The 26,109-nt window shown below is 67.6% G+C and carries 21 protein-coding genes and 1 riboswitch; of the genes, 9 read left to right on the top strand and 12 right to left on the bottom strand.

The genetic code is table 11. From position 1 onward, the window contains the following. Window positions 1–44: 44 nt before the first annotated feature. The 3 genes from A8G08_RS15825 to A8G08_RS15835 form a co-directional block, all read right to left on the bottom strand. Window positions 45–2,132 carry a PTS fructose transporter subunit IIABC gene (locus A8G08_RS15825; RefSeq protein WP_068275922.1) on the bottom strand — a complete coding sequence of 696 codons (2,088 nt, stop codon included), beginning with the start codon at window positions 2,130–2,132 and terminating at the stop codon, window positions 45–47. Between the two features lie 80 nt (window positions 2,133–2,212). Then, on the bottom strand, window positions 2,213–3,187 hold the full coding sequence (locus A8G08_RS15830; RefSeq protein WP_068275925.1) for a 1-phosphofructokinase family hexose kinase: 975 nt from the start codon (window positions 3,185–3,187) through the stop codon (window positions 2,213–2,215). Further along, complete coding sequence (locus A8G08_RS15835) at window positions 3,184–3,948, bottom strand: DeoR/GlpR family DNA-binding transcription regulator (protein ID WP_068275928.1); 765 nt, start codon at window positions 3,946–3,948, stop codon at window positions 3,184–3,186. Before A8G08_RS15835 ends, A8G08_RS15830 begins: the two co-directional genes overlap by 4 nt. 142 nt (window positions 3,949–4,090) lie before the next feature. On the opposite strand from A8G08_RS15835, the gene A8G08_RS15840 reads away from it, so the two are divergent. From A8G08_RS15840 to A8G08_RS15850, 3 genes are all read left to right on the top strand, one after another. Then, window positions 4,091–5,782 (top strand): putative PEP-binding protein, encoded by a 1,692-nt coding sequence (locus tag A8G08_RS15840; protein WP_068275932.1) that lies wholly within the window; start codon window positions 4,091–4,093, stop codon window positions 5,780–5,782. Between the two features lie 83 nt (window positions 5,783–5,865). Then, entirely contained in the window at window positions 5,866–7,158 is a 1,293-nt protein-coding gene (locus A8G08_RS15845; RefSeq protein ID WP_068275935.1) for a uracil-xanthine permease family protein, read from the top strand. Window positions 7,159–7,274: 116 nt separating this feature from the next. Then, a complete protein-coding gene (locus A8G08_RS15850; RefSeq protein ID WP_068275938.1) occupies window positions 7,275–8,420 on the top strand; it encodes an acyl-CoA dehydrogenase family protein in 1,146 nt (381 codons plus the stop codon). 127 nt (window positions 8,421–8,547) lie between these two features. Here A8G08_RS15850 and lexA read toward each other — a convergent pair whose 3' ends face one another. Further along, window positions 8,548–9,228 carry a transcriptional repressor LexA gene (gene lexA, locus A8G08_RS15855; protein ID WP_068275941.1) on the bottom strand — a complete coding sequence of 227 codons (681 nt, stop codon included), beginning with the start codon at window positions 9,226–9,228 and terminating at the stop codon, window positions 8,548–8,550. Between the two features lie 203 nt (window positions 9,229–9,431). Between lexA and A8G08_RS15860 the strand changes: the two genes are divergently transcribed. After that, entirely contained in the window at window positions 9,432–9,947 is a 516-nt protein-coding gene (locus A8G08_RS15860; RefSeq protein ID WP_068275944.1) for a LysM peptidoglycan-binding domain-containing protein, read from the top strand. Between the two features lie 221 nt (window positions 9,948–10,168). Next, complete coding sequence (nrdR, locus tag A8G08_RS15865; protein WP_068275994.1) at window positions 10,169–10,633, top strand: transcriptional regulator NrdR; 465 nt, start codon at window positions 10,169–10,171, stop codon at window positions 10,631–10,633. A 208-nt stretch (window positions 10,634–10,841) separates the two neighbouring features. Here the strand turns inward: nrdR and hrpA are convergent, their stop codons facing one another. Next, window positions 10,842–14,801, bottom strand: a complete 3,960-nt coding sequence (gene hrpA, locus A8G08_RS15870) for an ATP-dependent RNA helicase HrpA (protein ID WP_068275947.1) — start codon at window positions 14,799–14,801, stop codon at window positions 10,842–10,844. 76 nt (window positions 14,802–14,877) lie between these two features. On the opposite strand from hrpA, the gene A8G08_RS15875 reads away from it, so the two are divergent. Further along, window positions 14,878–16,101: an aminotransferase family protein gene (locus tag A8G08_RS15875; RefSeq protein WP_157108608.1), complete on the top strand. Its 1,224-nt coding sequence runs from the start codon at window positions 14,878–14,880 to the stop codon at window positions 16,099–16,101. Between the two features lie 18 nt (window positions 16,102–16,119). Here the strand turns inward: A8G08_RS15875 and A8G08_RS27510 are convergent, their stop codons facing one another. Continuing rightward, on the bottom strand, window positions 16,120–16,290 hold the full coding sequence (locus tag A8G08_RS27510) for a hypothetical protein (protein ID WP_169823318.1): 171 nt from the start codon (window positions 16,288–16,290) through the stop codon (window positions 16,120–16,122). Window positions 16,291–16,352: 62 nt separating this feature from the next. Here A8G08_RS27510 and A8G08_RS15880 point away from each other — a divergent pair, with 62 nt between their 5' ends. Beyond that, a complete protein-coding gene (locus A8G08_RS15880) occupies window positions 16,353–17,015 on the top strand; it encodes a C40 family peptidase (RefSeq protein WP_068275953.1) in 663 nt (220 codons plus the stop codon). Window positions 17,016–17,075: 60 nt separating this feature from the next. On the opposite strand, the gene qcrB is transcribed toward A8G08_RS15880, so the two are convergent. Genes qcrB through ctaE form a run of 4 tightly spaced genes read right to left on the bottom strand, consistent with a single transcriptional unit; the run spans window position 17,076 to window position 21,422 of the window. After that, a complete protein-coding gene (qcrB, locus tag A8G08_RS15885; RefSeq protein ID WP_068275956.1) occupies window positions 17,076–18,734 on the bottom strand; it encodes a cytochrome bc1 complex cytochrome b subunit in 1,659 nt (552 codons plus the stop codon). After that, the gene (qcrA, locus tag A8G08_RS15890; RefSeq protein WP_068275997.1) at window positions 18,735–19,901 is read right to left on the bottom strand and encodes a cytochrome bc1 complex Rieske iron-sulfur subunit; all 1,167 of its coding nucleotides are present in this window, start codon (window positions 19,899–19,901) and stop codon (window positions 18,735–18,737) included. Next, entirely contained in the window at window positions 19,898–20,761 is an 864-nt protein-coding gene (qcrC, locus tag A8G08_RS15895; protein ID WP_068275959.1) for a cytochrome bc1 complex diheme cytochrome c subunit, read from the bottom strand. The genes qcrA and qcrC overlap by 4 nt, the downstream gene beginning before the upstream one ends. A 49-nt stretch (window positions 20,762–20,810) precedes the next feature. Then, window positions 20,811–21,422, bottom strand: coding sequence for an aa3-type cytochrome oxidase subunit III (ctaE, locus tag A8G08_RS15900; protein ID WP_068275962.1), 612 nt, complete (start codon window positions 21,420–21,422; stop codon window positions 20,811–20,813). Window positions 21,423–21,574: 152 nt separating this feature from the next. Here ctaE and A8G08_RS15905 point away from each other — a divergent pair, with 152 nt between their 5' ends. Together A8G08_RS15905 and trpD are read left to right on the top strand one after the other, a co-directional pair. Continuing rightward, window positions 21,575–22,000 carry a hypothetical protein gene (locus A8G08_RS15905; protein WP_068275965.1) on the top strand — a complete coding sequence of 142 codons (426 nt, stop codon included), beginning with the start codon at window positions 21,575–21,577 and terminating at the stop codon, window positions 21,998–22,000. Between the two features lie 121 nt (window positions 22,001–22,121). Continuing rightward, window positions 22,122–23,183 (top strand): anthranilate phosphoribosyltransferase, encoded by a 1,062-nt coding sequence (gene trpD, locus A8G08_RS15910; RefSeq protein ID WP_068275968.1) that lies wholly within the window; start codon window positions 22,122–22,124, stop codon window positions 23,181–23,183. A 9-nt stretch (window positions 23,184–23,192) separates the two neighbouring features. On the opposite strand, the gene A8G08_RS15915 is transcribed toward trpD, so the two are convergent. Next, the gene (locus tag A8G08_RS15915; protein WP_068275970.1) at window positions 23,193–23,468 is read right to left on the bottom strand and encodes an Lrp/AsnC family transcriptional regulator; all 276 of its coding nucleotides are present in this window, start codon (window positions 23,466–23,468) and stop codon (window positions 23,193–23,195) included. Window positions 23,469–23,538: 70 nt separating this feature from the next. Further along, window positions 23,539–25,353, bottom strand: a complete 1,815-nt coding sequence (locus A8G08_RS15920) for a DEDD exonuclease domain-containing protein (RefSeq protein ID WP_084436350.1) — start codon at window positions 25,351–25,353, stop codon at window positions 23,539–23,541. Window positions 25,354–25,941: 588 nt separating this feature from the next. Then, window positions 25,942–26,097, top strand: a riboswitch (cyclic di-AMP (ydaO/yuaA leader). Window positions 26,098–26,109: the final 12 nt, after the last annotated feature.

The raw sequence follows: 26,109 nt of genomic DNA on the forward strand, positions 1-26,109 counted from the left end.
ATTCGTGCGGTTGGTGCGCCGGTTGGCAAGCCTGCCGATGCGGGTCAGGCAGGCACCGCCTCGAAGTTCGCCTCCGCCTCGATCTCCTCGGTCGAGCGGCGGAACTGCTTGGCCGCCACCACGAGTGCCGCGCTGAGCACCGTGCCTGCTGTGAGTGCGACCAGGAACAACGGCCAGCTGCTCATCGCGAAGAAGACGAAGACGCCGCCGTGCGGGGCGCGCAGTTCCACGCCGAAGGTCATGATCAGCGCGCCGGCGAGGGCGCCGCCGGCCATCATCGAGGGGATGACGCGGAACGGGTCGACCGCGGCGAACGGTATGGCGCCCTCGGAGATGAACGACGCACCCAGTAGCCAGGCCGCCTTGCCGTTCTCGCGTTCGGGCTCGGCGAACAGCTTGGGCCGCAGCACCGTCGAGGCCAGTGCCATTGCGAGCGGCGGCACCATGCCGGCGCACATGACCGCAGCCATGATCTGGAACTGGGCCGGGCCGGCCGTCGCGATGTCGGCGATACCGGCGGTCGCGAACAGGTACGCGGTCTTGTTGACCGGGCCGCCGAGGTCGAAGCACATCATCAGGCCGAGGACGATGCCGAGCGCGATCGCCGAACCGCCGGACATGCTTTCCAGGCCGCTGTTCATCTGTTCGGTGAGCCAGGCCAGCGGCTTGCCGAGGACCATGTAGAGCAGCCCACCGACGATCATGCTGCCGAACAGCGGGATGATGACGACGGGCTGTAGTCCGCGTGCCCACTGCGGCAACGGGATTCGGGCGATCCAGAGGCAGGCCACACCGGCCACCAGGCCGCCGATGAGGGCGCCGATGAAGCTGGCTCCGACGGCGAGTGAGACGAGACCCGCGACGAAGCCGGGGGCGATGCCGGGGCGGTCGGCGATCGCGAACGAGATGAATCCGGCGAGCACCGGGACGGCGAGGCTCATCGCGGCTGCGCCCACGGCGAAGCTGACCGCGCCGAGGTATTGCATCAGCCCGCCCGACGGGAGATCCCAGAGACTGTTGTGCAGCGCGATGTACGCGCCATCGCTCAACGTCTCCGACGCGTCGAGTGTCGTGTTGGCGATCTCGTAACCGCCGAGCAGGAAGCCGAGCGCGATGAGCAGACCACCCGCCGCGACGAACGGAATCATGTAGCTGACGCCGGTCATCAGGGCCTGCCGGATCTGGCCACCGAGGCCGACGCCGCTCGGTGCGGTGGCGCTTGCAGCGGCCGCACCCGCGCTGCCGCCCACCCGGGCGGCACCGGGGTCGAGGCTGGCGCGTAGCGCATCGGCGATCATCGTGTCCGGCTCGTTGATCGCGCGCTTGACGCCGGAAGCCACGAGGGGCTTGCCGGCGAACCGCTCGCGCTCCTTGACGCCGACATCGGTGGCGAAGATGACCGCGTCCGCACCGGCGATGACGTCGGCTGCGAGCTTGGAACCGCCGCTGGAGCCCTGGGTTTCGACATGCACCTTCACCCCGGCACGCTCGCCGGCGGCGGTGAGGGCGTCGGCGGCCATGTAGGTGTGTGCGATACCGGTCGGGCAGGCGGTGACCGCGACGATGTTCTTCGCTGCCTCGGGCGGTGTTTCACCGACCGCCTGCGTTTCGGGTTCAACCTGTACCGGTGCCGCGGCAGCTGCTTTGGGCGCTGGGTTCAGCACGCCGTCGACCAGCGCGACCACGTCGTCCGGACGCTCCGCCGTACGCAGTGCTGAAACGAAATCGGGCTTCACAAGCGCGCGGGCGAGGCTGGAGAGCAGCTTCATGTGCTCGGCGCCGGCGCCCTCCGGTGCCGCGATAAGGAACACCAAGTCGGCGGGTCCGTCGGGCGCGCCGAAGTCGACCTTCGGTGCGAGCCGGGCGAATCCGAGCGAGGCCGCGGAAACCGCGCCGCTGCGGCAGTGCGGGATGGCGATGCCGCCCGGCAGGCCGGTGGCGGATTGCGCCTCACGGGCCATTGCCGCGCCACGTAGCGCCTCGACGTCATCGCTGCGTCCGTCGTCGGCGAGGCGCTGTGCCAAGGCCGCAATCACGGCCTCCTTGTCGTTACCCAGGTCGACGTCGAGGGTGATCGTCGCCGGACTGATGATCGCCGGCGGTGAGCCGGGTCGAGTCGTCGCGTTCGACATGTCGGTTTCCTTTGTTCTCTACCGGGTTTCGGTCGCCGGGGGTTCCCGGTAGCCGGAATCTGTGGCTGCGATGGTGTTCATCACAGGTGAGTGGGGGACAGGGCCGTGACGGTGACGGCGTTGGGATCGGTGTGGTGGGGGCTCGGTACCGCGGTGCCAGGGAGTGCCGCCGCGGCGCTGCCATAGGCGACGGCGTAGGCGAGGCGGCGCGCGGGGTCCGCGCCATCGAGGTCGGCGATCAGGTAGCCCGCCAGCGACGAGTCGCCTGCGCCGACGGTGCTGCGTGGCGTGATCGGCGGCGAGGCGGCGTACCACGCGCCCTCAGCGGTGGCGAGCACCGCGCCGGCCGAACCGAGTGTCGCGAGGATCGCGGCCGGGCCGCCCTGCTCGATCAGCGCCCGGGCGGCACGGGCCGTTGGGGCGGGATCGCCCTCGTGGGCAGCGAGTTCCAGCGCGTGGCCGTCGAGTCCGGTGAGCTGACCTAGTTCTTCGGCATTGGGCTTGATCAGATCGGGGGCGGCGGTGCCGAATCCGGCGGCGAGCGCGAGGAGTGGCGCCTCCGAGGTGTCGACCGCGATCCGCGCCGGTAGTGGGCGCAGGGTCGCGACGAGTTCGGCGTACCAGTCGTCCGGTACGCCGGGGGGCAGCGAACCGGACAGGGCGAGCCAGGACGCCGTCGCCGCCGCCTCGCGCAGGATCTCGGTGATTGCCGTGCGGCAGTCGGCCGGCAGGGTCGGCCCGAGATCATTGATCTTGGTGGTGGTGCCGTCCGGTTCCGTGATCGCGAGGTTGACCCTGGCCCTGCCGGGGCATGCCACCAGGCGATGGTTGATCTCGGCTTCGATCAGTGAGTTCGGTAGCGGATCACCGGCATTGCCGGGCAGCACCGCGGTCACGGGTACCCCGGAGGCCGTGATGGCGCGCGCGACGTTGATGCCCTTGCCGCCGGGATGCGACGTGCTCGCCACTATGCGGTGCACCTCGCCTCGGCGGAGTTGGCCACCCAGCATCACGGTCCGGTCGATGCTCGGATTCGCGGTAAGTGTGACGATCATGCGGTCACCACCTCGACGTCGGCGGCGAGCAACTCGTCGCGATCGGACGGGCGCAGGTCGGTGTCGGTGATGATCGTGTCGACCTGGGCGAGCGGGGCGAAGCTGACGAAGTCCTCGCGGCCGACCTTGCTGGAGTCGGCGAGCACGACCACCTGCCGCGCGGCGGCGACGATCGCCCGCTTGACGGCTGCCTCGTCGCTGTCGGGGGTGGAGAGCCCGTGCCGGGTGGTGATGCCATTCGTGCCGACGAAGGCGACGTCGACGCGCAGGTGGGAAAGCACGCCAAGGGCCTCGTCGCCGACGGCGGCGAGGGTGACGCCGCGGACTCGTCCGCCGAGTAGGTGCAGCCGGATCCCGCCGAATGCGCTGACCCGCGACGCGATCGGGATCGAGTTCGTCACCACCAGCAGGTCGCGGTCGGTCGGCAGGTAGAACGCGGCCCGGTCGGTGGTGGTGCCTGCGTCGATGAGGACGCTGCCCCCGGTCGGCGGCAGGTATTCCAGCGCGGCCTTGCCGATCCGATCCTTCTCCGCGGTCCGGCTCTGCTCGCGCTCCGCCGTGCCGAGCTCGATGGTGAGTGCGTTGGCGGGGATCGCGCCGCCGTGTACGCGCCGGATGAGCCCGGCCTTCTCCAGCACCGCGAAGTCGCGGCGCACCGTTTCCGTCGTGACGCCGTACAGATCCGAAAGCTGCGTGACGGCCATGCGGCCGCGCTGCGCAATCAGCGCGGCGATGGCCTGCTGGCGCTCCTCTGCGTACATGGTCCGTCCTTGTTTGTGTTGGTTTATGTTGTTTTATGCCTGTATGTGTTGCTTTGTCAAGGTTTCTGAGTAATATTCATCACAGATACACATCTAGAGCGGTGTAGATCACCCGCTCGCCAACCCGCCCGGAGGAGGGCAGATGTCGAGTTCAGTGCGAGTTCCCACGGCGAAGGCCGTGCTGACAGGTACCCCGGTGGTGCCGGGCGTGGTGGCAGCCCCAGTGGTCCGGCCGGGTGTGCGACTGCAGCCGACCATCGACAATGTGGAAATCGCCCTCGATGATCGGCCCGCCGAGTTGGATGGGTTCCGTGCGGCCGCCGCCACGGTCGCGCAGCGGCTGCGTGATCGTTCGGCACATGCCTCCGGTGCCGCCGCCGAGGTTCTTGCCGTGAATGCGGCCATGGCCGAGGATCGCGGCTGGCGCACATCGGTGGAGAAGCTGATCGGATCGGGAAGCCACGCGGTATCGGCTGCGGCCGCCGCCACCGAGCAGTTCGCCGCGATGTTCACCAAGCTCGGCGGGCTTATGGCCGAACGAGTCACCGACCTGCACGACGTGCGGGACCGGGTCGTCGCGGAACTCCTCGGTGCGCCCGAGCCCGGCGTCCCGACACCCGATGTGCCATCGGTTCTGCTCGCCGATGACCTCGCGCCGGCGGACACGGCCGGCCTCGACCCGAGCATCGTTGTCGGGCTGGCCACCACCCTCGGCGGCCCAACCAGCCATACCGCGATCATCGCCCGGCAGCTCGGGATCCCTTGTGTGGTCGCGGTTCCCGGCCTCGACAATGTCGATGCCGGGGTATTCGTGTTGCTCGACGGCACGTCCGGCGAAGTGAGTGTCGCGCCGGATCCGGCTGTCGCTGCGGCGGCGGTCGAGGAATATCGAGTGCTGGCCGAACGAAGCGCCGGCTGGGCGGGACCGGGCGCCACAGCGGACGGTCACGCCGTCGATGTGCTCGCCAACGTGCAGGACGGTGCCGGTGCCCGCGCGGCCGCAGAAACCGCCGCCGCGGGCGTCGGACTGTTCCGCACCGAGCTGTGCTTCCTCAATCGCGAGACCGAACCATCGGTGGAGGAACAGGCCCGGATCTACGGCGAGGTGCTCGCCGCGTATCCGGACGCCAAGGTGGTGCTGCGCACCCTCGATGCCGGGTCGGACAAGCCGCTCAAGTTCGCCGATCATCCCGATGAGGCCAACCCGGCCCTCGGTGTGCGTGGCATCCGGATCGCGGTCGGGAATCCCGGTTTGCTCGACCGCCAGCTCGACGCGATCGCCGCCGCGGTCGCCAGTGAGGCGAGCACGCGCAAACCGTGGGTCATGGCGCCGATGATCTCGACCCCGGCGGAGGCAGCGGCTTTCGCGGCGAAGGTCCGCAGCCGCGATCTGGTGCCGGGCGTGATGATCGAGGTGCCCGCCGCCGCGCTGCTCGCCGACCGGATCCTGGCCCACGTCGACTTCCTGTCCATCGGGACCAACGACCTCGCGCAGTACACGATGGCGGCCGACCGGATGTCGTCCGACCTCGCCGCGCTCACCGACCCGTGGCAGCCCGCGGTGCTGGCGCTCGTCGCGCAGACGGCGAAGGCCGGTGCCGCTGCGAACAAACCGGTCGGTGTCTGCGGCGAGGCCGCTGCCGATCCACTGCTCGCCTGTGTGCTTGTGGGACTCGGCATCACGTCGCTGTCGGCGGCCGCATCGGCCGTCGCCGCGGTTGGCGCCAAGCTCGCGTCGGTGACGCTCGCGGACTGCCGCACGGCTGCCGCCGCCGTGCTGGAAACCTCCGACCCGAATACGGCACGCGAAGTCGCGCGCAGGGTGCTCGGCTGATCGCCCGCAATCGCCGAAACCCGTTGTGAACGCGGGCGCATAAGCTCGGCCGGCGCCGCGTGCGCCGGATACCGTTGCCAGGCATGAGCCAACAGGGCACCAGGGGTCTGCGCTCGCGAGTTCCGCGCTGGACGCTGGCCGGCGACGGACGCTCCATACCCACCGGCGCCGTCGTTGCGCCGGACGAGCGATTGAGCTGGCCGCGCACGGTCGGCATCGGGATGCAGCATGTTGTCGCGATGTTCGGGGCCACGCTGTTGGTGCCGACGATCACCGGCTTCCCGGTCACCACGACGCTGCTGTTCTCCGGCATCGGCACGATGATCTTCCTGCTGCTCACCCGGGGCCGGATTCCGAGCTATCTGGGCTCGTCGTTCGCGTTCATCGCGCCGCTGACCGCTTCGGCCGCCGATGGCCAGGCGGCCCAGTTGGGTGCGGTCTTATGCGTCGGCGTCGTGCTCGCTGCCGTTGGCGTGATCGTCCGGCTCGCGGGCTCGCGGGTGATCGACGCGGTCATGCCGCCGGTGGTGACCGGCGCGATCGTCGCGCTCATCGGCCTCAACCTCGCACCGACCGCCGTCGCCTCGTACGAGGCGCAGCCGCTCGTCGCGACCGTGACGCTGCTCGTCATCCTGCTTGTCACTGTGCTCGGGCCGGGCCTGCTGGGCAGACTGGCGATCCTGGTCGGCGTGATCGTCGGCTGGATGTTCGCCTGGGCCGCCGGTGATCTGGCGCAGGACCGTGTGGACGCGATGCGCAGCGCTGCGTGGGTGGGGCTGCCGGAATTCAACGGTCCCACGTTCGATATCTCTGTGATCGCGCTCGCACTTCCGGTGGTCATCGTGTTGATCGCCGAGAACGTCGGGCACGTGAAGGCCGTCGCCGAAATGACCGGTCGTTCACTCGACGACGTAGCGGGGACGGCGATCTTCGCGGACGGAATTGCGACCACTTTGGCGGGCCTCGGGGGCGGCTCGGGAACAACCACTTACGCCGAGAACATCGGAGTCATGGCGGCGACCCGGGTGTACTCGACCGCGGCCTACTGGGTCGCCGCGGCGACGGCGGTCGCACTGGCCTTCTCGCCGAAGTTCGGCGCGCTGGTTTTCACCATTCCCGACGGTGTGCTCGGCGGTGCAACGCTCGTGCTGTACGGCCTGATTGGGCTGCTCGGAGTACGGATCTGGATGGATGCGCGGGTCGACTTCACCGACCCCGTGAACCTGACGGTCGCGGCGGCCGCGTTGGTTGCCGGGATCGGTGATCTGACGCTGTCCATCGGCAGCGTCGAACTGGGCGGCATCGCGTGGGGTTCGATCGGCATCCTGGTCGGCTATCCGGTCATGCGGCGGCTCGCTCGGATGCGCGGAGACTAGCCATTTGCGCCACCGTTGTGGCACCCTTTCCGGGTGCCGAAGTGAACCGGGATTCGCATTTGCAGTACCGTATGAGGCATTCTTTAGGTGTCAGCGATCACGATTGAGGAGCACAGGTGGAGCGCACCATTTTCGAACCCGAACACGATTTGTTCCGGGAGTCGTACCGCAAGTTTCTCGACCAGTACGTAGCGCCGAACCACGCCAAGTGGGAAGAGCAGCACATCGTCGATCGCGACGTCTGGATCGAAGCAGGTAAGCAGGGATTCCTCGGCATGGACGTGCCGGAGGAGTTCGGCGGCGGCGGCGTGAAGGACTTCCGCTACAACGCGGTCGTCACCGAAGAGTCCACCGCGGGCGGCTACAGCGGCCTCGGCTTCGTGCTGCAGAACGACGTCATCTCGCCGTACCTGAACGAGCTGTCCACCGATGAGCAGAAGCAGCGCTGGCTGCCCGGCTTCGCCTCCGGCGAGATCATCACCGCCATCGCGATGACCGAGCCCGGCACCGGTAGCGACCTGCAGGGCATCAAGACCCGCGCGGTCCGCGACGGCAGCGACTGGGTGCTCAACGGCAACAAGACCTTCATCACCAACGGCATCAACTCCGACCTGGTGATCGTCGTCGCGCAGACCGACCCGGAGAAGGGCGCACAGGGCTTCAGCCTGCTGGTTGTCGAGCGCGGCATGAAGGGCTTCGAGCGCGGCCGCAACCTGGACAAGATCGGCATGCCGGCCCAGGACACCGCCGAGCTGAACTTCGACAACGTGCGCATCCCGGCCGAGAACCTCCTCGGCCAGGAGGGCATGGGCTTCATCCACCTGATGCAGAACCTGCCGCAGGAGCGCCTGTCCATCGCCGTCGGTGCCGCCGCTGGCATGGAGCGGGTCCTCGAGCAGACCAAGCAGTACGTGCGCGATCGCCACGCCTTCGGCAAGCCGATCGGTGCGCTGCAGAACACCCGCTTCGAGCTCGCCGAGCTTGCCACCAAGGCCACCGCGGTGCGCGTGTTCGTGGACAAGTGCATCGAGCTGCTCAACGAGAACAAGCTCAGCGTGCAGGAAGCCGCGATGGTCAAGTGGTGGAGCACCGAGGAGAACCTCTCGCTCATCAACCGCTGCCTGCAGCTGCACGGTGGCTACGGCTACATGAAGGAATACCCGATCGCGAAGGCGTACATGGACGCCCGCATCACCACGATCTTCGGTGGCACCACCGAGATCATGAAGGAGATCATCGGCCGTGGGCTGAACTTGGCCTGACGGCCGGGAGGGCCTGAACCTGGCCTGATCACCGATCGAAACGAGGAACCCCGGGACAGCGACGCTGTCCCGGGGTTCTCGTTTTGTGGCGACCGATCGCATCGCGGCCGGTCGCGCCGATTCACGTTCAGATCTTGCGGATAACCGTGACGACCTTGCCGAGGACCGCGGCATCGTCACCGGGGATCGGCTCGAACAGCGGGTTGTGCGGCAGCAGCCAGACGTGCCTGCCGTCGTTCTTGAAGGTCTTCACGGTGGCCTCGCCGTCGATCATCGCCGCGACGATATCGCCGTTGTCGGCGACGTTCTGCTGGCGCACCACGACCCAGTCGCCGTCGCAGATCGCGGCATCGATCATCGACTCACCGACGACCTTCAGCAGGAACAGCGAACCCTCGCCGACCAGCTCGCGCGGCAGCGGAAAGACGTCCTCGACGGCCTGTTCGGCCAAGATCGGGCCGCCGGCCGCGATCCGGCCCAGCACCGGCACGTAGGTGGGCGAGGGGAGCTGCTCGGTGTCGACGGCCTTGCCCGCGTCCTGCGGGCCGACAACCATGTCCTCGAGCCCGCGCACGTCCACCGCGCGGGGGCGGTTCGGATCACGGCGCAGGTAGCCCTTGCGTTCGAGCGTCCGCAGCTGGTGCGCAACCGAGGAGGTGGAGGTGAGGCCGACCGCGTCGCCGATCTCGCGGATGCTCGGGGGATAGCCACGCTCCACGACGGAGGCGCGGATTACCTCGAGTACCTTGCGCTGGCGGTCGGTCAGACCTGCGGCGATATCGGGGCCGTCGCTGCCCTGCTCCTTCATCTCCGAACACCCTCCATCGCGATCCCCTCACTGCTCGACCAGGCAAACGTTCGCCCTCGAACTTAGCCTCGGAAACACACTCTTTCAAACATTTGTTCGAGAGTGTCGCGATTTTGTCGGTGCCGCGTGGTAGAAATTCGAACATCCGTTCATCGAACGCATGATCGAACGCCGTGCGACAGCCCGCGGAGAGGGGAAAGTCCATGAGCACCACGAGCACACACTTCATGAGCGCAATCGAGGCGCGGTCCACCGGCCGTCGCCCCCAGGAATCCGATGCGTGCGGCCGAGTCCTCGCACCCGCCCGAGCGCCGCGGCCCGTGGCGCGCCGCCGCCCGGCGGGGCGGCCGGTCGCGTACGGCACCCGCCCTGCCGTCGTGCACCGTGGCGCTCACCCGCTCGCGGCGGGCTCGCGGCACAGCGGCGACGGCCAGGAAATCGGCATCACCGGGTTGATCGCTGCCGCATTGGCGACCTTCCTCGTGATGGCGGCGCTTTTCGGCCTCGCACACCTGCGGGCGGGGACGCCGGCCGCCGCGCCGGCCAACACGACGGTCGTCGCTGTCCGCGACGGCGAAACCCTGTCCGATATCGCGAGCAGGATCGCGCCCGAGGCCGGAGTGGGCGCGGTTATCGATCGGATCGTCAATCTCAACGACATGACCGACGCGGGCGTGCGGCCCGGGCAACTGCTCGTGGTTCCCGCTTCAGGCCAGTGATCCCACTGCGTGGGTCGGCACCGCTGGCCTACGCCGGATCTGCGCTGGTCCCGCTGACGCCGTGTGCTCCGGCGCGACGGGTATCCTCGGATGCTGTTGGCGAGACCTCGCCAAGCGGCCGTGTCGATCTCGCGCTTCTCGGACGCGACGTGCGTTGGATTGGGTTGGCGTCGAATGCGCGAGTCGGCCAACGACCGCTCGGCATCGACGAAGGAACTGACATGCACTGCCCGTTCTGCCGGCACCCCGATTCCCGAGTGGTCGATTCCCGCGAGGCGGACGAGGGCACGGCCATTCGCCGGCGGCGTTCGTGTCCGGAGTGTGGACGCCGCTTCACCACGGTGGAGACGGCCGTACTTGCGGTCGTCAAGCGCAGCGGCGTCACCGAACCGTTCAGCCGCGAGAAGGTGATTCGCGGTGTTCGCCGCGCATGCCAGGGCCGCGAGGTGGACAACGACGCGCTGAACCTGCTTGCTCAGCAGGTGGAGGACTCGGTCCGCGCCTCCGGGTCGGCGGAAGTGCCGAGTCACGAAGTCGGTCTGGCGATCCTGGGACCGCTGCGCGACCTCGACGAGGTGGCGTACCTGCGATTCGCGTCCGTATATCGGTCTTTCACCTCGGCCGACGATTTCGAGCGCGAGATCGAGGACATGCGCGCCCGCCGCGAAGCCGCAGCCGCCGAATAGCGCGCACCAGCACACTCGACGTTGAGGACGAGCCCTGCCGGGCTCGTCCTTTCGCGTTAGTGCAGCGGAGCGGTCCGCGTGAGGTGCAGTGCCGCGCGCCAAACGGGTGCAAACCTTGTTCCCGGGGCCGAAGTTCGCACTCGTGAGCACAATTTGCACCCGTGAAGCACCCCGAATGGGTGCGAACCTTGTTCCCGGAGCCGAGGATTTACGCCCGGTTCGCCGCAGCTATCGCCTTCTCGATTCGCTTCTCCGACACCGGCATCGGTGTGCCGAGTCGCTGGGCGAACAGGCTGATGCGCAGTTCCTCGATGAGCCAGGAGATAGCGACCACGTCCGACGCGGACTTTCGGTGCGACGGCAGTCCCGCGAGTAGGCGGTCGTATTGCGCGTACACGCGGTCGAGCACGGCCATTCCGGCTCGGTCGCGCGCGGCGCTCGACGGGAGCGCCTGCACGCGTGCGAGCGCGCCTTCGAGGTACCGCGGCAGTTCGCGCAACCGAGCGGCGCCGAGTTCGGCGACGAACCCGTCGAAGACGAGGTTGGCCAGCTGATCACGGACGTCGTCGGCGATATCGGCTGGTGCGGCTTCGAGTTCGGAGCGGACCTCGGTCGCTATCCGCAACGCGGGGAGGACCAGGCGCACGATCTCGCTGACCCGCGCGGCGAGCCGTGGCCGGACCGTTGCCAGGAGGGCATCGAAGCGTTCGGGCGTCCGCACCTCGCCTGCGGCCGAGACAAATTCGTCGATCGCGCACACCCGGCAATCGGCCACGAGGGCATCGAGGCTGGCGTACGGGCTCTGGCTCAGCGCAAGCCGGTCCGCGGTCCCGACGCCGGCGATCGCGGCCTTTGTCGAGGTATCGACCGCGCGCAGGATCAGTTCGCGCACGCCGCTGCGCATCGCCGAGGCCTGCTCGCGCGGCGTACTCAGCACCCGCACGGCCACACCGCCGTTCTCCGACACCAGCGCGGGGTAGCCCGTGATCGACTGCCCGCCGATGGATTCGGTGACGGTCGGCTCGAGCGTGCCCAGCGTCTCGCTGGTCCACACGGTTGCGGCAGCGCGTTCGGTTGTTGCAGTCGCCGCGGCCACCGCGGCATTGGTTTGGCGGGCGAACCGCGATTTCAGATCCGCGAGGCGCTTACTCGTGCCGAGCACCTCGCCCTTGTCGCCGAGCGCGGCGAAGGTCATTCGCAGGTGGGTCGGCAGTGCGGACACGTCGAAGTCGGTGGGCGTCATAGGGGCGCCGCCGAGCCGGGTCAGTTCGCGGGCCAGTCCGATCGTCAGCGGCTCGGTGCGCGGGGACAGCCCGGCCAGCGCCGCCCGGGCGAAATCGGGTGCGGGAACCACATTGCGGCGCAGTTGCTTCGGCAGCGACTTCACCAGCGCGACCGCAAGCTCCTCGCGCAAACCCGGGACCAGCCAGTCGAATCCGACATCGCGCACGTGGGCGAGCTGGGCGACCGGGATGCGCGCGGTCACACCATCATCCTCGGCGCCGGGCTCGAAGTTGTAGGCGAGCCCGAACTGCAGTTCGCCCTGCCGCCACGCATCCGGATAGTCGCCATCGAGGACTGCTGCGGCGTCGCGGTTCACCACGGTGTCCGGGGTGAAGTCCAGTAGATCGGGTTGCTTGCGTCGCGTGACCTTCCACCACGAGTCGAAATGCCTGGCCGACACGGCTTCCGGGCCGACTCGTTTGTCATAGAAGTCGAACAGCGTTTCGTCGTCGACCAGGATGTCGCGGCGACGTGCACGGCTCTCCAGCTCCGACACGTCCTCCATGAGCGCGCGATTGCGGTGGAAGAAGTGGTGATTGGTGTGCCACTCGCCCTGCACGAGCGCGTGCCGGATGAAGAGCTCGCGCGACTGCTCCTCGTCGACGCCGGAGAAGGGGATGAGCCGCCGCGCGACGATCGGAACCCCGTACAGCGTCACTCGCTCGTAGGCCATTGCCGCGCCGCGCTTCTCAGACCAGTGCGGTTCGGAGTACGTGCGTTTGAGCAGGTGCGGTGCGAGCGCTTCGGCCCACTCCGGTTCGATCCGGCCGACCATGCGGCCCCACAGCCGCGAGGTCTCCACGAGCTCGGCTGCCATGACCCACTTCGGAGGCTTGCGGGCCAGGCTGGAGCCGGGGAAGATCGCGAACTTCGCGCCCCGGGCGCCGAGGTATTCGCGTGCGCCGCGTGGGCGGCCCTCGCCCTTGCGCGGATCTCCCTTCGCGTCGCTTCGCTCGCGCTCGTCGAGCTGTCCGATATGCGACAACATGCCTGCCAGCAGCGCGCGGTGCACCGAGTTCTCGTCGGCGGCAGTCTCGTTCACCGTCCAGCCGAGCCCGCGGGTGATTGTGCGCAACTGGCCGTGCAGGTCCTGCCACTCCCTGATGCGCAACCAGTGCAGGAACTCCGTCCGACACATCTTGCGGAACTGATTGGACGACAGCGCGTTCCGCTGCTCGCGCAGGTACTCCCACAGCTTCAGGTACGCGAGGAAGTCGGACCCGGGCACGTTGAAGCGGGCATGCGACGTGTCGGCGGCCTGCTGCTGATCCGCCGGGCGCTCACGCACGTCCTGAATGGACAGGGCCGCCACAATCACCAGCGTTTCGCGTAAACACCCACTGCGGTGCCCCTCCACCAGCATGCGCGCCATCCGCGGGTCGACCGGCAGTTGAGCCAGGTCCCGGCCGGTGGGGGTCAGGGTGGGCGCGCCGAGCGCCGGGGCGACGCTGATGGCATTGAGTTCCTCGAGCAGGGCGATGCCGTCGCGGATGCTGCGCTTGTCGGGCGCCTCCACGAACGGGAAGCTCTCGATGTCGCCGAGTCCGAGTGCGGTCATCTGCAGGATCACCGCGGCGAGGTTGGTCCGCAGGATCTCGGGTTCGGTGAACGCGGGCCGCGCCTCGAAGTCTTCCTCGGAGTAAAGCCGGATGCAGATACCGTCCGCGACACGCCCGCAGCGGCCCGCGCGCTGCCGGGCCGAGGCCTGCGACACGGGTTCGATCGGGAGTCGCTGCACCTTTGTGCGTACGGAGTATCGCGATATGCGTGCGGTGCCCGGATCGACGACATAGCGGATGCCCGGCACCGTGAGCGAGGTCTCGGCGACGTTGGTGGACAGCACGACTCGCCGTCCAGTGTGCGACTCGAAGACCTTGTGCTGCTCGGCGGCCGACAGTCGCGCGTACAGCGGCACGATCTCGGTCCGCGGCAGCCGGAGGTCGCGAAGGGCATCCGCGGTATCGCGGATCTCCCGCTCGCCGGACAGGAACACCAGGATGTCGCCGTCGCCCTCGGCGCACAGCTCCATGACGGCCTCGCCGACGGCTTCGACCGGATCCCGGTCGAGCAGCTGGTCGCCAACCTCGACGGTGAGCGGCTGATAGCGAACCTCGACGGGGTACGACCGCCCGGAAACCTCGACAATCGGCGCCGGTTCGTCGCCGATTGCGAAATGCCGTGCGAAGAGCTCGGGGTCGATGGTTGCCGAGGTGATGATCACCTTCAGGTCGGGCCGGCGGGGGAGCAGTTCGCGCAGGTACCCGAGCAGGAAGTCGATGTTGAGGCTGCGCTCGTGCGCCTCGTCGATGATGATCGTGTCGTATCCGCGGAGCAGCCGGTCGCGCTGGATCTCGGCGAGCAGGATGCCGTCGGTCATGAGCTTGACCAGAGTGTTGGGTGACGCCTGGTCGGTGAACCGGACCGTGTAGCCGACAACGTCCCCGAGTTCGGTGCCCAACTCCTCGGCAATGCGTTCCGCGACCGTGCGCGCCGCGAGGCGCCGGGGCTGCGTGTGCCCGATCATGCCGCGGATGCCGCGGCCGAGTTCGAGGCAGATCTTCGGGATCTGCGTGGTCTTGCCGGACCCGGTCTCGCCGGCGACGATCACGACTTGATGCTCGGCGATCGCCTTTGCGATATCGGCACGCCGAGCAGTTACGGGCAGTGCCTCGGGGTAGACGATCTTGGGGACGCTGGCCGCCCGCGCCGCCATTCGTTCGCGGGCCCGGTCGATTTCACCGGCGATTGCCCGCAGCGCTTTGTCGTCGCGCGCTTTCTCGAGCCGACGGCGAAGCCGGTGCGCATCCTTGTCGGAAACCTCGGCCAATGCCGATCGCAGGGCGCGTCGGTTCGGGCCGGTCGGCGCCGCAGAGCTGGAAGACATCTCGTTTGTCAGCCTAGCGTGCGTATTCGAGGGCCCTACGATGGCGCATAGCCAGCAATCCGTGATGGGAGCAGCAATGGGTGCGTTGTGGCATGGTTTCGCCGATATGGGCGCTGTCGAGCGAGACGGCGCGTTCGTAATCGAACGTGGTGAGGGTGTCTACATCTGGGACACCGCCGGCACGCGCTACATCGATGCGACGGCGGGACTGTGGTTCGCCAATGTCGGGCACGGGCGGCGCGAGATCGCCGATGCGGTCGCCGGTCAGTTGTCCGCGCTCGCGCACTACTCGAACTTCGGTGACCTGGCCTCGACCGCGACGGTCGGGCTCGCCGAGCGGCTCGCGGCGATCGCCCCCGAACCCGGCAGCAAGATCTTCTTCACCTCGGGTGGGTCCGACTCGGTCGAGACCGCGGCGAAACTCGCCCGCCGGTACTGGCACGAGCTCGGTCGCTCGAGTAAGCGCGTCGTCGTGGGTAGGCAGAAGGCTTATCACGGCATGCACGTTGCCGGAACCGCACTGTCCGGCCTGGCACCGAACCGGGAGGGCCACGGCGAGCTGATGGCAGACGCACGCTCGGTCGACTGGGACGACGCGAAAAGCCTGCTTGTGCTGATCGAGGAGATCGGTGCCGAATCGATCGCGGCGTTCTTCTGCGAGCCCATCATCGGCGCGGGCGGCGTCTACCTGCCGCCGGAGGGCTACCTCGAAGAGGTGCGCAAGATCTGCCGCGAGCACGACATCCTTTTCGTCGTCGACGAGGTGGTGACCGGGTTCGGCAGGATCGGCGGAAGCTGGTTCGCGGCAACGCGATTGGGTCTAGAACCCGATATTGTCACCACCGCGAAGGGGCTGACTTCGGGCTACGTGCCGATGGGTGCTGTGTTCATCTCACCGGTGATCGCCGAACCGTTCTTCTCGGGTGGCACCTGGTGGCGGCACGGCTACACCTACGGCGGGCATGCCGGTGCTGCCGCGGCGGCAATGGCGAACCTCGACATCATCGAGCGGGAAGGCCTGCTTGCAGAGTCGAAGCGGCTCGAGGCGACGCTGCACGCCGAGTTGGCGCCGCTCGCAGAGCTGCCCGCTGTGGCGGAGGTGCGCAGCGGTTTTGGAGCCGTCGCGGCGGTGCAGCTCGCCGATCCCGCCGACGCGCTCCAGGTGGTGCGGCGAATACGGGCACACGGTGTGTCGACCCGTGCGGCCGGGCAAGGCGCGCTGCAGTTCTCGCCCGCGTTCGTGATGACCGATGAGCAGGTCGCCGCGATGGCGGAGGCGACGCGTGCGGCGCTCACCTGACCAGAAGGATGCTGGGGATCAGGGCTTCTTCGCGCGGTCGTAGCGCTCGTGCAGGCGCTCGCGGACCTCGTCCGGGGTATAGGCGCGGCGCTGCCGCTCGGAACGGACAACCATTGCACCGGTTGCCGCAACACCGACCAGCCCGGCGATACCGGCCAGCTTCCATGCCGTCGAGCGCGTGAATCGCATACCGTCCAGATTGGCATATAACCCTCCGTGTGAGGGTTGCACATGAGCTTTAGGGTGAGGGCATGTCGAGCTCCATAGTCAGTCTCGGTGCCGCGGTGGACAACGCCCGCACCGGCGACATCTGGATCTTCCGCGGCACATCGGGGCCGGACCGAGCGATCCAGACCTTGACCAACAGCCCCGTCAATCACGTCGGGATGGCCGTTGTTCTCGACGACCTGCCGCCGCTGATGTGGCATGCAGAGCTGGGAAAGTCGCTGCAGGACATGTGGACCGGCAAATTCCAGCGGGGCGTGCAGCTGCACGACCTGCGGCAGTCCGTTCAGGTCTGGTACGGACGTTACGGCCAGCGTGGCTGGGTGCGGCAGTTGAGCCCGCTGGTCACACCCGAGCAGGAGGACGCGGTGCTGCGCACGATCGCGCGCATGGACGGCACGCCGTTCCCGTCGACGGCGCGCGTGACCGGACGCTGGTTCGCGGGTCGGGTGCCCAGGCCCAAACGGCGGGAACCGAGTCCTGAGCTCGAGGTGGCCTATTGCGCCGAAGTGGTCGGTTCGACCTACGAGGCAATGGGTCTGATGCGCAAAGAGCGCCGGTCGAACTGGTACGACCCCGGAAAGTTCTGGAGCGGTGATCATCTGGGGCTTGCGGACGGGTTCACGCTCGGCGACGAGATCGAGGTCGAGCTAACGGACGCTGAGATTGAGGCTGGGAAAAACCACTGACCCGAACATGCGAAAGGGCCCCGAGTCGCAAGCGACTCGGGGCCCTTTCATTTGGAACTTCTAGTGGCTCTTCTCGGAACCGTTGCCGGAGGAACCGTTGGTGTCGAATCCGTGCACGCGGTCCTGGTAGGCCTGCAGCACTGCGAGCTGCTGGTGCTCGGCAGCGTGCTCGGCAGCGGCGAGGGCATCGCTTTCGCTGACCGGGTCCGGGGTTAAGAAGCTGCCGGAGCCGGGCTGGCCGGCCGAACCGAGCTTGTTCATCCTCTTCGGGATCGCTGCGCCCTGGTACTCCAGCGGGAGCGGGTGGCCATGATCGTCGACCGGGCCGAGCGGCTGGTGAACCTCGATGTACTCACCGTGCGGTAGACGCTTGATCACGCCGGTCTCGATGCCGTGCTCGAGCACCGCGCGGTCCGCCCGCTGCAGGCCGAGGGCCCAGCGGTAGGCCACGTAGTACGCGATCGGGGGAACGATCAGCAGACCGATACGTCCCATCCAGGTGGTCGCGTTCAGCGAGATGTCGAACTTCAGGGCGACGATGTCGTTGACACACGAGAGCGTGAGCACCAGGTAGAAGCCGATGGCCATCGCACCGATGCCGGTACGGACCGGCACGTCGCGCGGACGCTGCAGCAGGTTGTGGTGAGCATCGTCCTTGGTCAGACGCTTCTCGATCCACGGGTAGGCGATCAGCACCGTGAACACCAGACCCATGATCAGCGCGACCCAGAACACAGCTGGGATCATGTAGCGGCCGAAGTGCAGCTCCCACGCCGGCATCAGGCGGGCCATGCCGTCGGTCCACATCATGTAGAAGTCGGGCTGCGAACCGGCCGAGACCTGCGATGGGTTGTACGGACCGAGGTTCCACACGGGGTTGATCTGCAGCAGACCACCCATCAGGGCGACAAGACCGGTCACCATGGCGAAGAAAGCGCCACCCTTGGCCGCGAAAATCGGCATGATCCGGATTCCCACGACGTTCTGTTCCGTGCGGCCGGGGCCGGGGAACTGGGTGTGCTTCTGGTACCACACCAGCGCGAGGTGCGCCGCGATCAGCGCGAGGATGATGCCCGGGAACAGCAGGATATGGGCAACGTACAGGCGCGGAATGATGATGTCGCCGGGGAAGTCACCGCCGAAGATCAGCCAGTGCATCCAGGTGCCGATGAGCGGGATGCCCATCGTGATACCGCCGAACGCGGCGCGAAGGCCGGTGCCCGAGAGCAGATCGTCCGGGAGCGAGTAACCGAAGAAGCCTTCGAACATCGCCAGGATGAGCAGCAAGCAGCCGATCACCCAGTTGGCCTCGCGCGGCCGGCGGAACGCGCCGGTGAAGAAGATGCGCAGCAGGTGGACGATGATCGCGGCTGCGAAAAGCAGCGCGGCCCAGTGATGGACCTGGCGGACGAACAGACCGCCGCGGACCTCGAAGGAGATGTCGAGGGTCGTGGCGTAGGCCTGCGACATGTGCACGCCGCGCAGCGGCTGGTAGACGCCGTCGTAGACGACCTCCTGCATGGAGGGGTCGAAGAACAGCGTCAGGTACACACCCGACAGAAGGAGAATGAGGAAGGCGTAGAGCGCGACCTCGCCGAGCAGGAATGACCAGTGCGTCGGGAAAACCTTGTTGATCTGGCGCTTCACGCCCGCCGCCAAGTGGTAGCGGGAGTCGATCGCCTGGGCCTGTCCGGCCCCAATGGTGGCTAGCTTGCTCATTTATGCGCTCCCAGCGTCGGAGGGAACATGAACGCCGGCCGGACGCTCCCAATATGCCGGGCCGAGGGGTTCGATGAAATCGCCATTGGCGACGAGGTAGCCCTCTTCATTCACTGTAATCGGCAGCTGCGGCAGCGCACGGGCTGCCGGACCGAAGATCGGCTTGGCGTACTCGAGCGCGTCGAACTGCGACTGGTGGCACGGGCAGAGAATCCGGTTGGTCTGCTGTTCGAACAGCGACGTCGGGCAGCCCAGGTGGGTGCAGATCTTCGAGTAGGCGAAGTAATCGCCGTAATTGAAGCTCTCCTGGCCCTTGCGCTTGATGACCTTGGCGGTGTCTTCGGTACGCAGACGAATCAGCATGACCGCGTTGCGGACTCCTCGCAGCGCCTCGAACAGCGCTTCCTCATTGCCGCGATCGGACTCGCGGAACGGGAAGACGGTCTCCATGGCGCCGGCGTCGAGATCCTCCGGACGCACCAGGACGACGTCGTGAGGACGGCCGGTGTCGCGGCGGATGTAAATGGTCTCGCCCGGGTAGTTCGGCGTCCAGCCGGACACCCACAGCGGCGACTTGTCGCCCTCGGCCCACGGGTTCTTGATCATGCCGCCGATGAACGGCAGGATCGCGCCGACACCGAGCAGGCCGACGCCGACACCTGCGGAGCGGGTGATCAGCTTGCGACGGCCGATGGTCGTTGTTTCGCCCGCATCCGCCATGATCGCGACCATGGTGCGGCGGTCGACCTCGGACGACTGGCCATCGTGGCGGTCCTGGATGGACAGCTCTTCGGGAATGAACTTCTTGGTGAGCTGCACCATGCCGATGCCGAACGCCAGGACCGCGAGGCCAAGGGTCAGACCGTAGAGCGGGGTCGCGAGCGAGTAGGCGAAGTTGCCGTCGTCGCCCTCGCCCTTGTACTCCCAGGGCCAGAAGAGGTAAATCCCGATGAAGGCGACCGACGACAGCCCGGCGAGACCGAGCCAAGCCGCCACGTGACGCTCCGCGCGCTTCTCGGCGCGGGTCCCCTCGACCGCCCAGCGGTTACGGCGGAACGCGATGTCGACGCCGTCGAGCTCGGTACCGAGCTCGACCAGCTCGTCGCGGCTCATCGCGTCGAGTTCGGCGTCCGTGTAGTCCTTCTTGGGGGTATCCCCGCCACTCATGACCTTGCTCCGATCCACATAGCCGCGCCGACGACGGCGACGATGCCGACTGCCCACATGGCCAGGCCCTCAGTGGCCGGGCCGAACCCGCCGAGCCCCCAGCCGCCCTGCGGCAACGTCTCGGTCGCGTCCTTCACGTAGGCGATGATGTCGCCCTTCTCCTCCGGGCTGAGCTGGCGATCGGAGAACTTCGGCATGTTCTGCGGGCCGGTCAGCATCGCGGTGAGGATCTGCTGCTCGTTGGCGGCGCCAAGCGGCGGCGCGTACTTACCGGAGGACAGCGCGCCGCCCTTACCGGTGAAGTTGTGGCACGACGCGCAGTTCAGGCGGAACAGCTCGCTGCCACGGCCGATGTCATTGCCACGCAGGGAGGCCTGGGCGATTTCGCCGTTCTCCTCGCGGACCACGACGGGGCCGCCGCCGTTGGCCTGCACGTAGGCGCCGAGGGCGTCGGTCTGCTCGGAGGTGAACTTCGGGTCCTTGCGCTCGGCCTGGGCCTCGTTGCGCACGGCCGGCATACGGCCGGTGGACACCTGGAAGTACACCGCGGCCTCGCCGACACCGATCAGGCTCGGGCCGCGATCCTGCACACCCTGCAGGTTCGCACCGTGGCACGTGATGCACGACGTGTCGTACAGCTGCTGACCCTCGCGGATCAGCGCAGCGTCGTCATCATGCGCGGTCGCGACCTGCGGGGACGGCGTCAACGCCGCCGCGAGCAGTCCGGCACCGACCAAGCCCACCATGAGCGCAAGTGCACCGGCGACGCGCCGGCGGATTTTGCGCTGCCGGCGCAGCTTTCGCGCGGTCGCCGCGGACGGGGCGTCCGGTGCGGATGCGGATGGGGGAGATGAACTCATCTGTATCCCTCTTTGTTAGGACCGACTCTGATCTGGACCGACCGTTGGGCTAGCGGACGAAGTAGATCGTTCCGAACAGGGCGATCCACACGATGTCGACGAAGTGCCAGTAATACGAGACGACGATCGCCGCGGTGGCCTGTGCGGGCGTGAACTTACTGAGCTTGGTACGTACGAGCAGGAAGACGAACGCGATCAGACCGCCGATGACGTGGAGGCCGTGGAAGCCGGTGGTGATGTAGAACACCGAGCCGTACACGCTGGTCGAGATCGAGGTGCCCTCGTGCACGAGGTTGTAGTACTCGTACGCCTGACCGAGCACGAAGAAGGTGCCCATGATCAGGGTGACCACGTACCAGCGGCGCAGGCCGAAGACGTCACCCTTCTCGGCTGCGAACACACCCATCTGGCACGTGAAGGACGACGCGATGAGAATGGCCGTCACCGGCACCGCGAGCTTCATGTTGAGCTCGGTCGGCTCCGGCGGCCAATTGCCGTCTGCCTGGGCCCGAGCGGTGAAGTACATCGCGAACAAACCCGCGAAGAACATCAACTCGCTCGACAGCCAGACAATGGTCCCGACACTGACCATGTTGGGTCGGTTCAGCGAGTGCACACGCTGGGTGATTGCCGATCCTGGAGTCCCTACTGCCGTCGTCACAGACGCAAGTATGACCCTTCGTAGTACCGAAGGCTAAGCCGGGTACGAAAGTCGCTGGCCGATGTCGTGTCTCGGGCCCGTTGTGGCCGGTAAATGGCCTCTCCGGGCGGCGAGAAAGTTCTCCCTCGATGGTGCATGAAAGGGTGAGCGGCATGAGTTCCGGCCCCGGTTGGCTTGCCCGTCTGTTGCGCCGCGGGGGGCGTGAAGCCCCGCTCGACCCGGATCGGGCGGACCTCGTCGTGGTCGCGGAGTGCTGCGATGACGTCGAGGCGGCCTCGACCACGCTGGAACGGGCATCTGCCACGATGCCGGCCTGGCGTGCGGACCAACCGGCCGTGCTGCGCCACCACCTGCGTGTTCCCGCTGGACGGGTCGAGGCGGTCGTCGATATCGCCGCCCAGGACGGCTATATCGCCAGGGTCGCCGCGGAAGCAGACGGCGTGGTGGACGTCGATCTGTACCGCGTGCAGGTGCTCGATGCGCTGCATTGCTCGCAGGAACGGTCCCGCATGGCCGGATTGGCGCAGCGGCATGAGGGAGATGTCCTCGGTTGGGATGCGCTGCAGCCGGAGAGCTGAGTCCTCGCGCCCACTTTTCGCGGGTTCGCGCGGAATCCCGTGCCGACGGTCCAAAAGTGGGCGCTGACGACCGGGCTATGCAGTACAGCCGCAATCAATCCCGGTGGCTAAGCTTCGCGGAATGAGCGCAGGACAGAACGGAATCGAGCGCAGCTGGCCGCTGGTGCTCGGCGCCCTCGCCGATCGCCAGGACCTCACCGCCGACGACACGGCGTGGGCGATGGACGAGATCATGTCCGACAACGCCACGGCCGCACAGATCGCCGCGTTCGGCGTCGCGCTGAAGATGAAGGGCCCGACCTCGGCCGAACTGACTGGTCTGGCCGCTTCGATGCTCGCGCACGGGCGCAAGGTCGACCTCGACATCCCTGCGGTCGACATCGTCGGTACCGGCGGTGACCGGTCCGGCACGGTCAATATCTCCACGATGTCCTCGATCGTCGTCGCGGCGGCCGGTGTGCCGGTGATCAAGCACGGCAATCGCGCTGCCTCTTCCAAGAGCGGCGGCGCGGACGTGCTCGAGGCGCTCGGCGTGCACCTCAATGTCGGCCCGGCCTCGGTGGCCCGCTGCGTGCGGGAGGTGGGGATCGGCTTCTGTTTCGCGCCCGTCTTCCACCCCGCGTTCCGGTTCACGGCCGCGCCGCGCAAGGAAATCGGCATCCCGACCGCGTTCAACGTGCTCGGCCCGCTCACCAACCCGGCCCAGCCCGGCGCCGGCCTGGTCGGGTGCGCCTTCGCCGACCTGGCCCCGGTCATCGCCGGCGTGCTGGCCGAGCGTGGCAGCAATGCGCTGGTGGTTCGCGGCAACGACGGGCTCGACGAAATCACCACGTCGGCGACCACCGATGTGCACGTGGTCGCCGGTGGCCGGGTACGCAACGTGACGCTCGATCCGGTCGATCTCGGTATTCAGCGCGTGCCGCTCGATGCGTTGCGTGGCGGTGACGCCAAATTCAACGCAGAGGTCGCCCACCGGTTCCTCGCCGGGGAACCCGGCGCGGTGCGTGATGCGGTGCTGCTGAACTCGGCCGCCGCGTTGGTTGCCTTCGAGGGGCCCGGCGAGGACCTCAACGGACAGCTCGCGCGTGGAATCGAGCGCGCCGCAGCCGCGGTGGACAGCGGCGATGCCGCTGCGCTCCTGACCAAGTGGGCGGCGCTGACCGCCGAACTCGGGCCGGATTAACAGCCGCGGCTACTCGCCGATGGAGAACGCGCCCTCTACATCAGCGCGCGAATACGCCTTGAACGCGATGTGGGTGGTGGTCGCGAGTACGCCGGTGACCTTGTTGATCCCGCCGGTGACGACGCCGGCGATTTCCTCGTGGTCGCGGCACCGCACGATCGCGATCAGGTCGATATCGCCTGCGCAGGAATAGACTTCGCCCACGCCGGGGGTGTCCGCGACCGCCTGCGCGGTCTCCGCAATGAGGTTGGCCTCGGCGTTGATCAGGACGATGGCGGTGATCATGGTGCTCCTCGGCAGTCGCGTTCGCGGGGTCGGGAACAGCCTATTGGTCCACGGCGGCGAGCCGCCCCGGTTACACCGTGTAGCGACGCTCCGATTGCACCGCTTCCTCGGCGAGCCCGGACCAATCGAGCCAGCGTCCGGCGCCGTGGGCCGGTTCGAGATAGCCGTCGCTGGTCGAGACGATCCGGGCGCCGGGCGCCTCGAGCCAGCGGGCGATGAGCCCGACCTCCTCCGCGGACGCGCCGCGCAGGGGGGCGTCGTCCGGGGTCACCGTCTCCGCGCAGGCGACCAGCATGTCGACCACCGGCATCGGTGCCACGCCTCGTGCGGCGACTCCCGCGGAGGCGAGCCGGCCGTGGCGCACGACCGCGAGCTCCCAGCCGCCCTCGAAGGCGGGTCGGGCGGCGACCAGCTCCTGGATTGCGCACAGCGCGGCGAGGCGCTGTACGCGGCGTAGCGCCCGGATCAGCGCGGCGGCTCGGTCCCGTAGCCGCGCTGCGCTCTCGAACAGTTCGATCTCGGCGAGGTGGTCGATGCGCTGGCTCAGCTCGGTGAGAACGTGATCGGCCTGCCCGGTGACGAGCGCACGCACCGCCTCGGGCGCCGCGCGGTAGGTGATCTCGTCGATCGGTCCGTCGGGTCGGCTCGCCGGGCACCCGCCGACCGGGACCACTGGGCAGGTATGCCGTCCGTCGCGTCCGATCCGGCCGGTGCACGTGCGCAGCCCGCAGTACTCGGCGATCGTGTCCGCGACCGCGGCGGCGTCGCCGCGCGCGCCGAATGGTCCGAGGGCGTCGGGCGCGGCGGTCCTGGTGATCGACAGCCGGGGGAAGGCCTCGTCGGTGAGGTTGACCCACCAGGCTCGTTTCGGGAACTTCGAGCGGCGGTTGTAGGGCGGCGCGTGCGCGACGAGCAGCCTCAGCTCTCGAACCCCTGCCTCGAGCGAATGGGCGCACTCGACGTGGTCGACCCTGGTTGCGAGGGCGACCATCTCCTTCATCCGTCCCCGGGTCTCCGAACCGGTGAAGTAGTTGCGCACCCGGCGCTGCAGGTTGACCGCCGTACCGATGTAGAGAACCTCGTCGGCGGGACCGCGGAACAGATACACACCGGGAGTCCGGGGAAGGTCGCCGGCGAGGAAGCGCTTCGCACGCTGCCCAGCGGAGACCTGCGGCAGGTAATCAACCAGTTCGGCGTAGCTGTGGACGCCCTGGTTGCCGACCCGGCCGATCAGCTCGTGCAGTACCTCGACCGTGGCCCGGGCATCGTCGAGTGCGCGGTGAGTGGGCTGGTTGGAGACCTGGAACAGGTCGGCGAGCGCGGAGAGCCGCACCGAGGGTGCCTCGTCGCGGGTGAGGACGCGGCGGGCGAGTTTGACCGTGCACAGCACTTTGAACTTCGGCCATGGCACGCCCATGCGTTCGGCAGCAGCTCGGAGAAAGCTCATGTCGAACCCGGCGTTGTGCGCGACCAGCACACAGTCCTTCGCGAACTCGAGGAAGCTCGGCAGGACCTGCTCGATGCGCGGGGCGCCGACCACCATCGCCGTCGTGATCCCGGTCAGTTCCACGACGTAGGTAGGGATATCGCGGCCGGGGTCCACCAGAGTGCCGAGCTCGCCGATCACTTCGCCGCCGCGCACCTTCACCGCGCCGATCTCGGTAATGGCGTCATCGCCGGCGCTGCCACCAGTGGTTTCGAGGTCGACGATCACGAACGTCGTGTCGAAGAGCGGGGTATCGAGCTGGTCGAAGGTCAGTTGTCCGGTGGCGATCGGGCTGGCCGATCGGCTCCGCGGGCGCCGCGTCGTAGGCGCTGAACTGGGACGTTGCCTGGCCGGAAGGGGTGTCGACCGGGTCACCCGTGGATCGAGTGGCAGCGGCATCGGCAAGGTCACGGCGTCAGCGTATGAGCGCGCACCGACAGACCCGGGGGTCGACACGCGCCGCCGGATTGCCAAGTGAGCGTCTGGCGCCTACGCGCGGATTTTTGTCGGGGGTGCGAATTACCGTGCGCCGCGAAGGCCGAAATTTCCGCGTATGGCAGCCATATGCACCGGAAGAGACGGGGATCACAATGATTGTCGATTGCAATGAATGCGCGGTGCGCGGGCCGGCATGCGCGGACTGTGTTGTCACCGTTCTGCTCGGTATGCCGACGGTCTCCGCGGCGCCTAAATCGGGCGTCCGTGCAACTTCGGTGCCAATCCACTTGGAGCAGGAAGAATGCGCGGCAATCGACGTACTTTCGGCCCAGGGATTAGTCCCGCGATTGCGTCTTGTCACTTCAAGAATTCCCACGGCAATTTCGAAAGATAACGGCATCGTGACCAAGAGTGATCAGAAGCACATCGTCTGACCTGCGCCAATCGATCACGCATAAATTCAGCAGTTTCGATTGGGAGTCTTCGATATCCGTTCGTAATCTCGTTGAGACCTTCGCGGAGGTTGACGCGCCAAACCGGCGCGGCGTCGCGAAGTGACCGCCTAATCGTTTCGGGCGATATTCGCCAAAACGAGCCGGGGACCCAATTTCCCTGGGGTGAATCCCGCCGCTGGAAACGTGGTGGGTAGGGCCAACTTCCCGGCCCGAACCCGACAGCTAACTCGGTAGGCGGGTGAGCGGAAGAAGTGGAGTACCC

The organism is Aldersonia kunmingensis (genome assembly GCF_001646865.1).
Taxonomy (GTDB): Bacteria; Actinomycetota; Actinomycetes; order Mycobacteriales; family Mycobacteriaceae; genus Aldersonia; species Aldersonia kunmingensis.

Excerpts from the sequence above, each read along its gene's own strand:
- A8G08_RS15830 (WP_068275925.1), bottom strand. The coding sequence starts at position 3,187 with ATGATCGTCACACTTACCGCGAATCCGAGCATCGACCGGACCGTGATG.
- A8G08_RS15875 (WP_157108608.1), top strand. The coding sequence starts at position 14,878 with ATGGGTGCGTTGTGGCATGGTTTCGCCGATATGGGCGCTGTCGAGCGA.
- A8G08_RS15905 (WP_068275965.1), top strand. The coding sequence starts at position 21,575 with ATGAGTTCCGGCCCCGGTTGGCTTGCCCGTCTGTTGCGCCGCGGGGGG.
- nrdR (WP_068275994.1), top strand. The coding sequence starts at position 10,169 with ATGCACTGCCCGTTCTGCCGGCACCCCGATTCCCGAGTGGTCGATTCC.
- hrpA (WP_068275947.1), bottom strand. The coding sequence starts at position 14,801 with ATGTCTTCCAGCTCTGCGGCGCCGACCGGCCCGAACCGACGCGCCCTG.
- A8G08_RS15860 (WP_068275944.1), top strand. The coding sequence starts at position 9,432 with ATGAGCACCACGAGCACACACTTCATGAGCGCAATCGAGGCGCGGTCC.
- qcrA (WP_068275997.1), bottom strand. The coding sequence starts at position 19,901 with ATGAGTGGCGGGGATACCCCCAAGAAGGACTACACGGACGCCGAACTC.
- A8G08_RS15845 (WP_068275935.1), top strand. The coding sequence starts at position 5,866 with ATGAGCCAACAGGGCACCAGGGGTCTGCGCTCGCGAGTTCCGCGCTGG.
- A8G08_RS15915 (WP_068275970.1), bottom strand. The coding sequence starts at position 23,468 with ATGATCACCGCCATCGTCCTGATCAACGCCGAGGCCAACCTCATTGCG.
- A8G08_RS15835 (WP_068275928.1), bottom strand. The coding sequence starts at position 3,948 with ATGTACGCAGAGGAGCGCCAGCAGGCCATCGCCGCGCTGATTGCGCAG.
- A8G08_RS15840 (WP_068275932.1), top strand. The coding sequence starts at position 4,091 with ATGTCGAGTTCAGTGCGAGTTCCCACGGCGAAGGCCGTGCTGACAGGT.
- A8G08_RS15920 (WP_084436350.1), bottom strand. The coding sequence starts at position 25,353 with ATGCCGCTGCCACTCGATCCACGGGTGACCCGGTCGACACCCCTTCCG.
- lexA (WP_068275941.1), bottom strand. The coding sequence starts at position 9,228 with ATGAAGGAGCAGGGCAGCGACGGCCCCGATATCGCCGCAGGTCTGACC.
- A8G08_RS15880 (WP_068275953.1), top strand. The coding sequence starts at position 16,353 with ATGTCGAGCTCCATAGTCAGTCTCGGTGCCGCGGTGGACAACGCCCGC.
- A8G08_RS15825 (WP_068275922.1), bottom strand. The coding sequence starts at position 2,132 with ATGTCGAACGCGACGACTCGACCCGGCTCACCGCCGGCGATCATCAGT.
- A8G08_RS27510 (WP_169823318.1), bottom strand. The coding sequence starts at position 16,290 with ATGCGATTCACGCGCTCGACGGCATGGAAGCTGGCCGGTATCGCCGGG.
- qcrB (WP_068275956.1), bottom strand. The coding sequence starts at position 18,734 with ATGAGCAAGCTAGCCACCATTGGGGCCGGACAGGCCCAGGCGATCGAC.
- trpD (WP_068275968.1), top strand. The coding sequence starts at position 22,122 with ATGAGCGCAGGACAGAACGGAATCGAGCGCAGCTGGCCGCTGGTGCTC.
- qcrC (WP_068275959.1), bottom strand. The coding sequence starts at position 20,761 with ATGAGTTCATCTCCCCCATCCGCATCCGCACCGGACGCCCCGTCCGCG.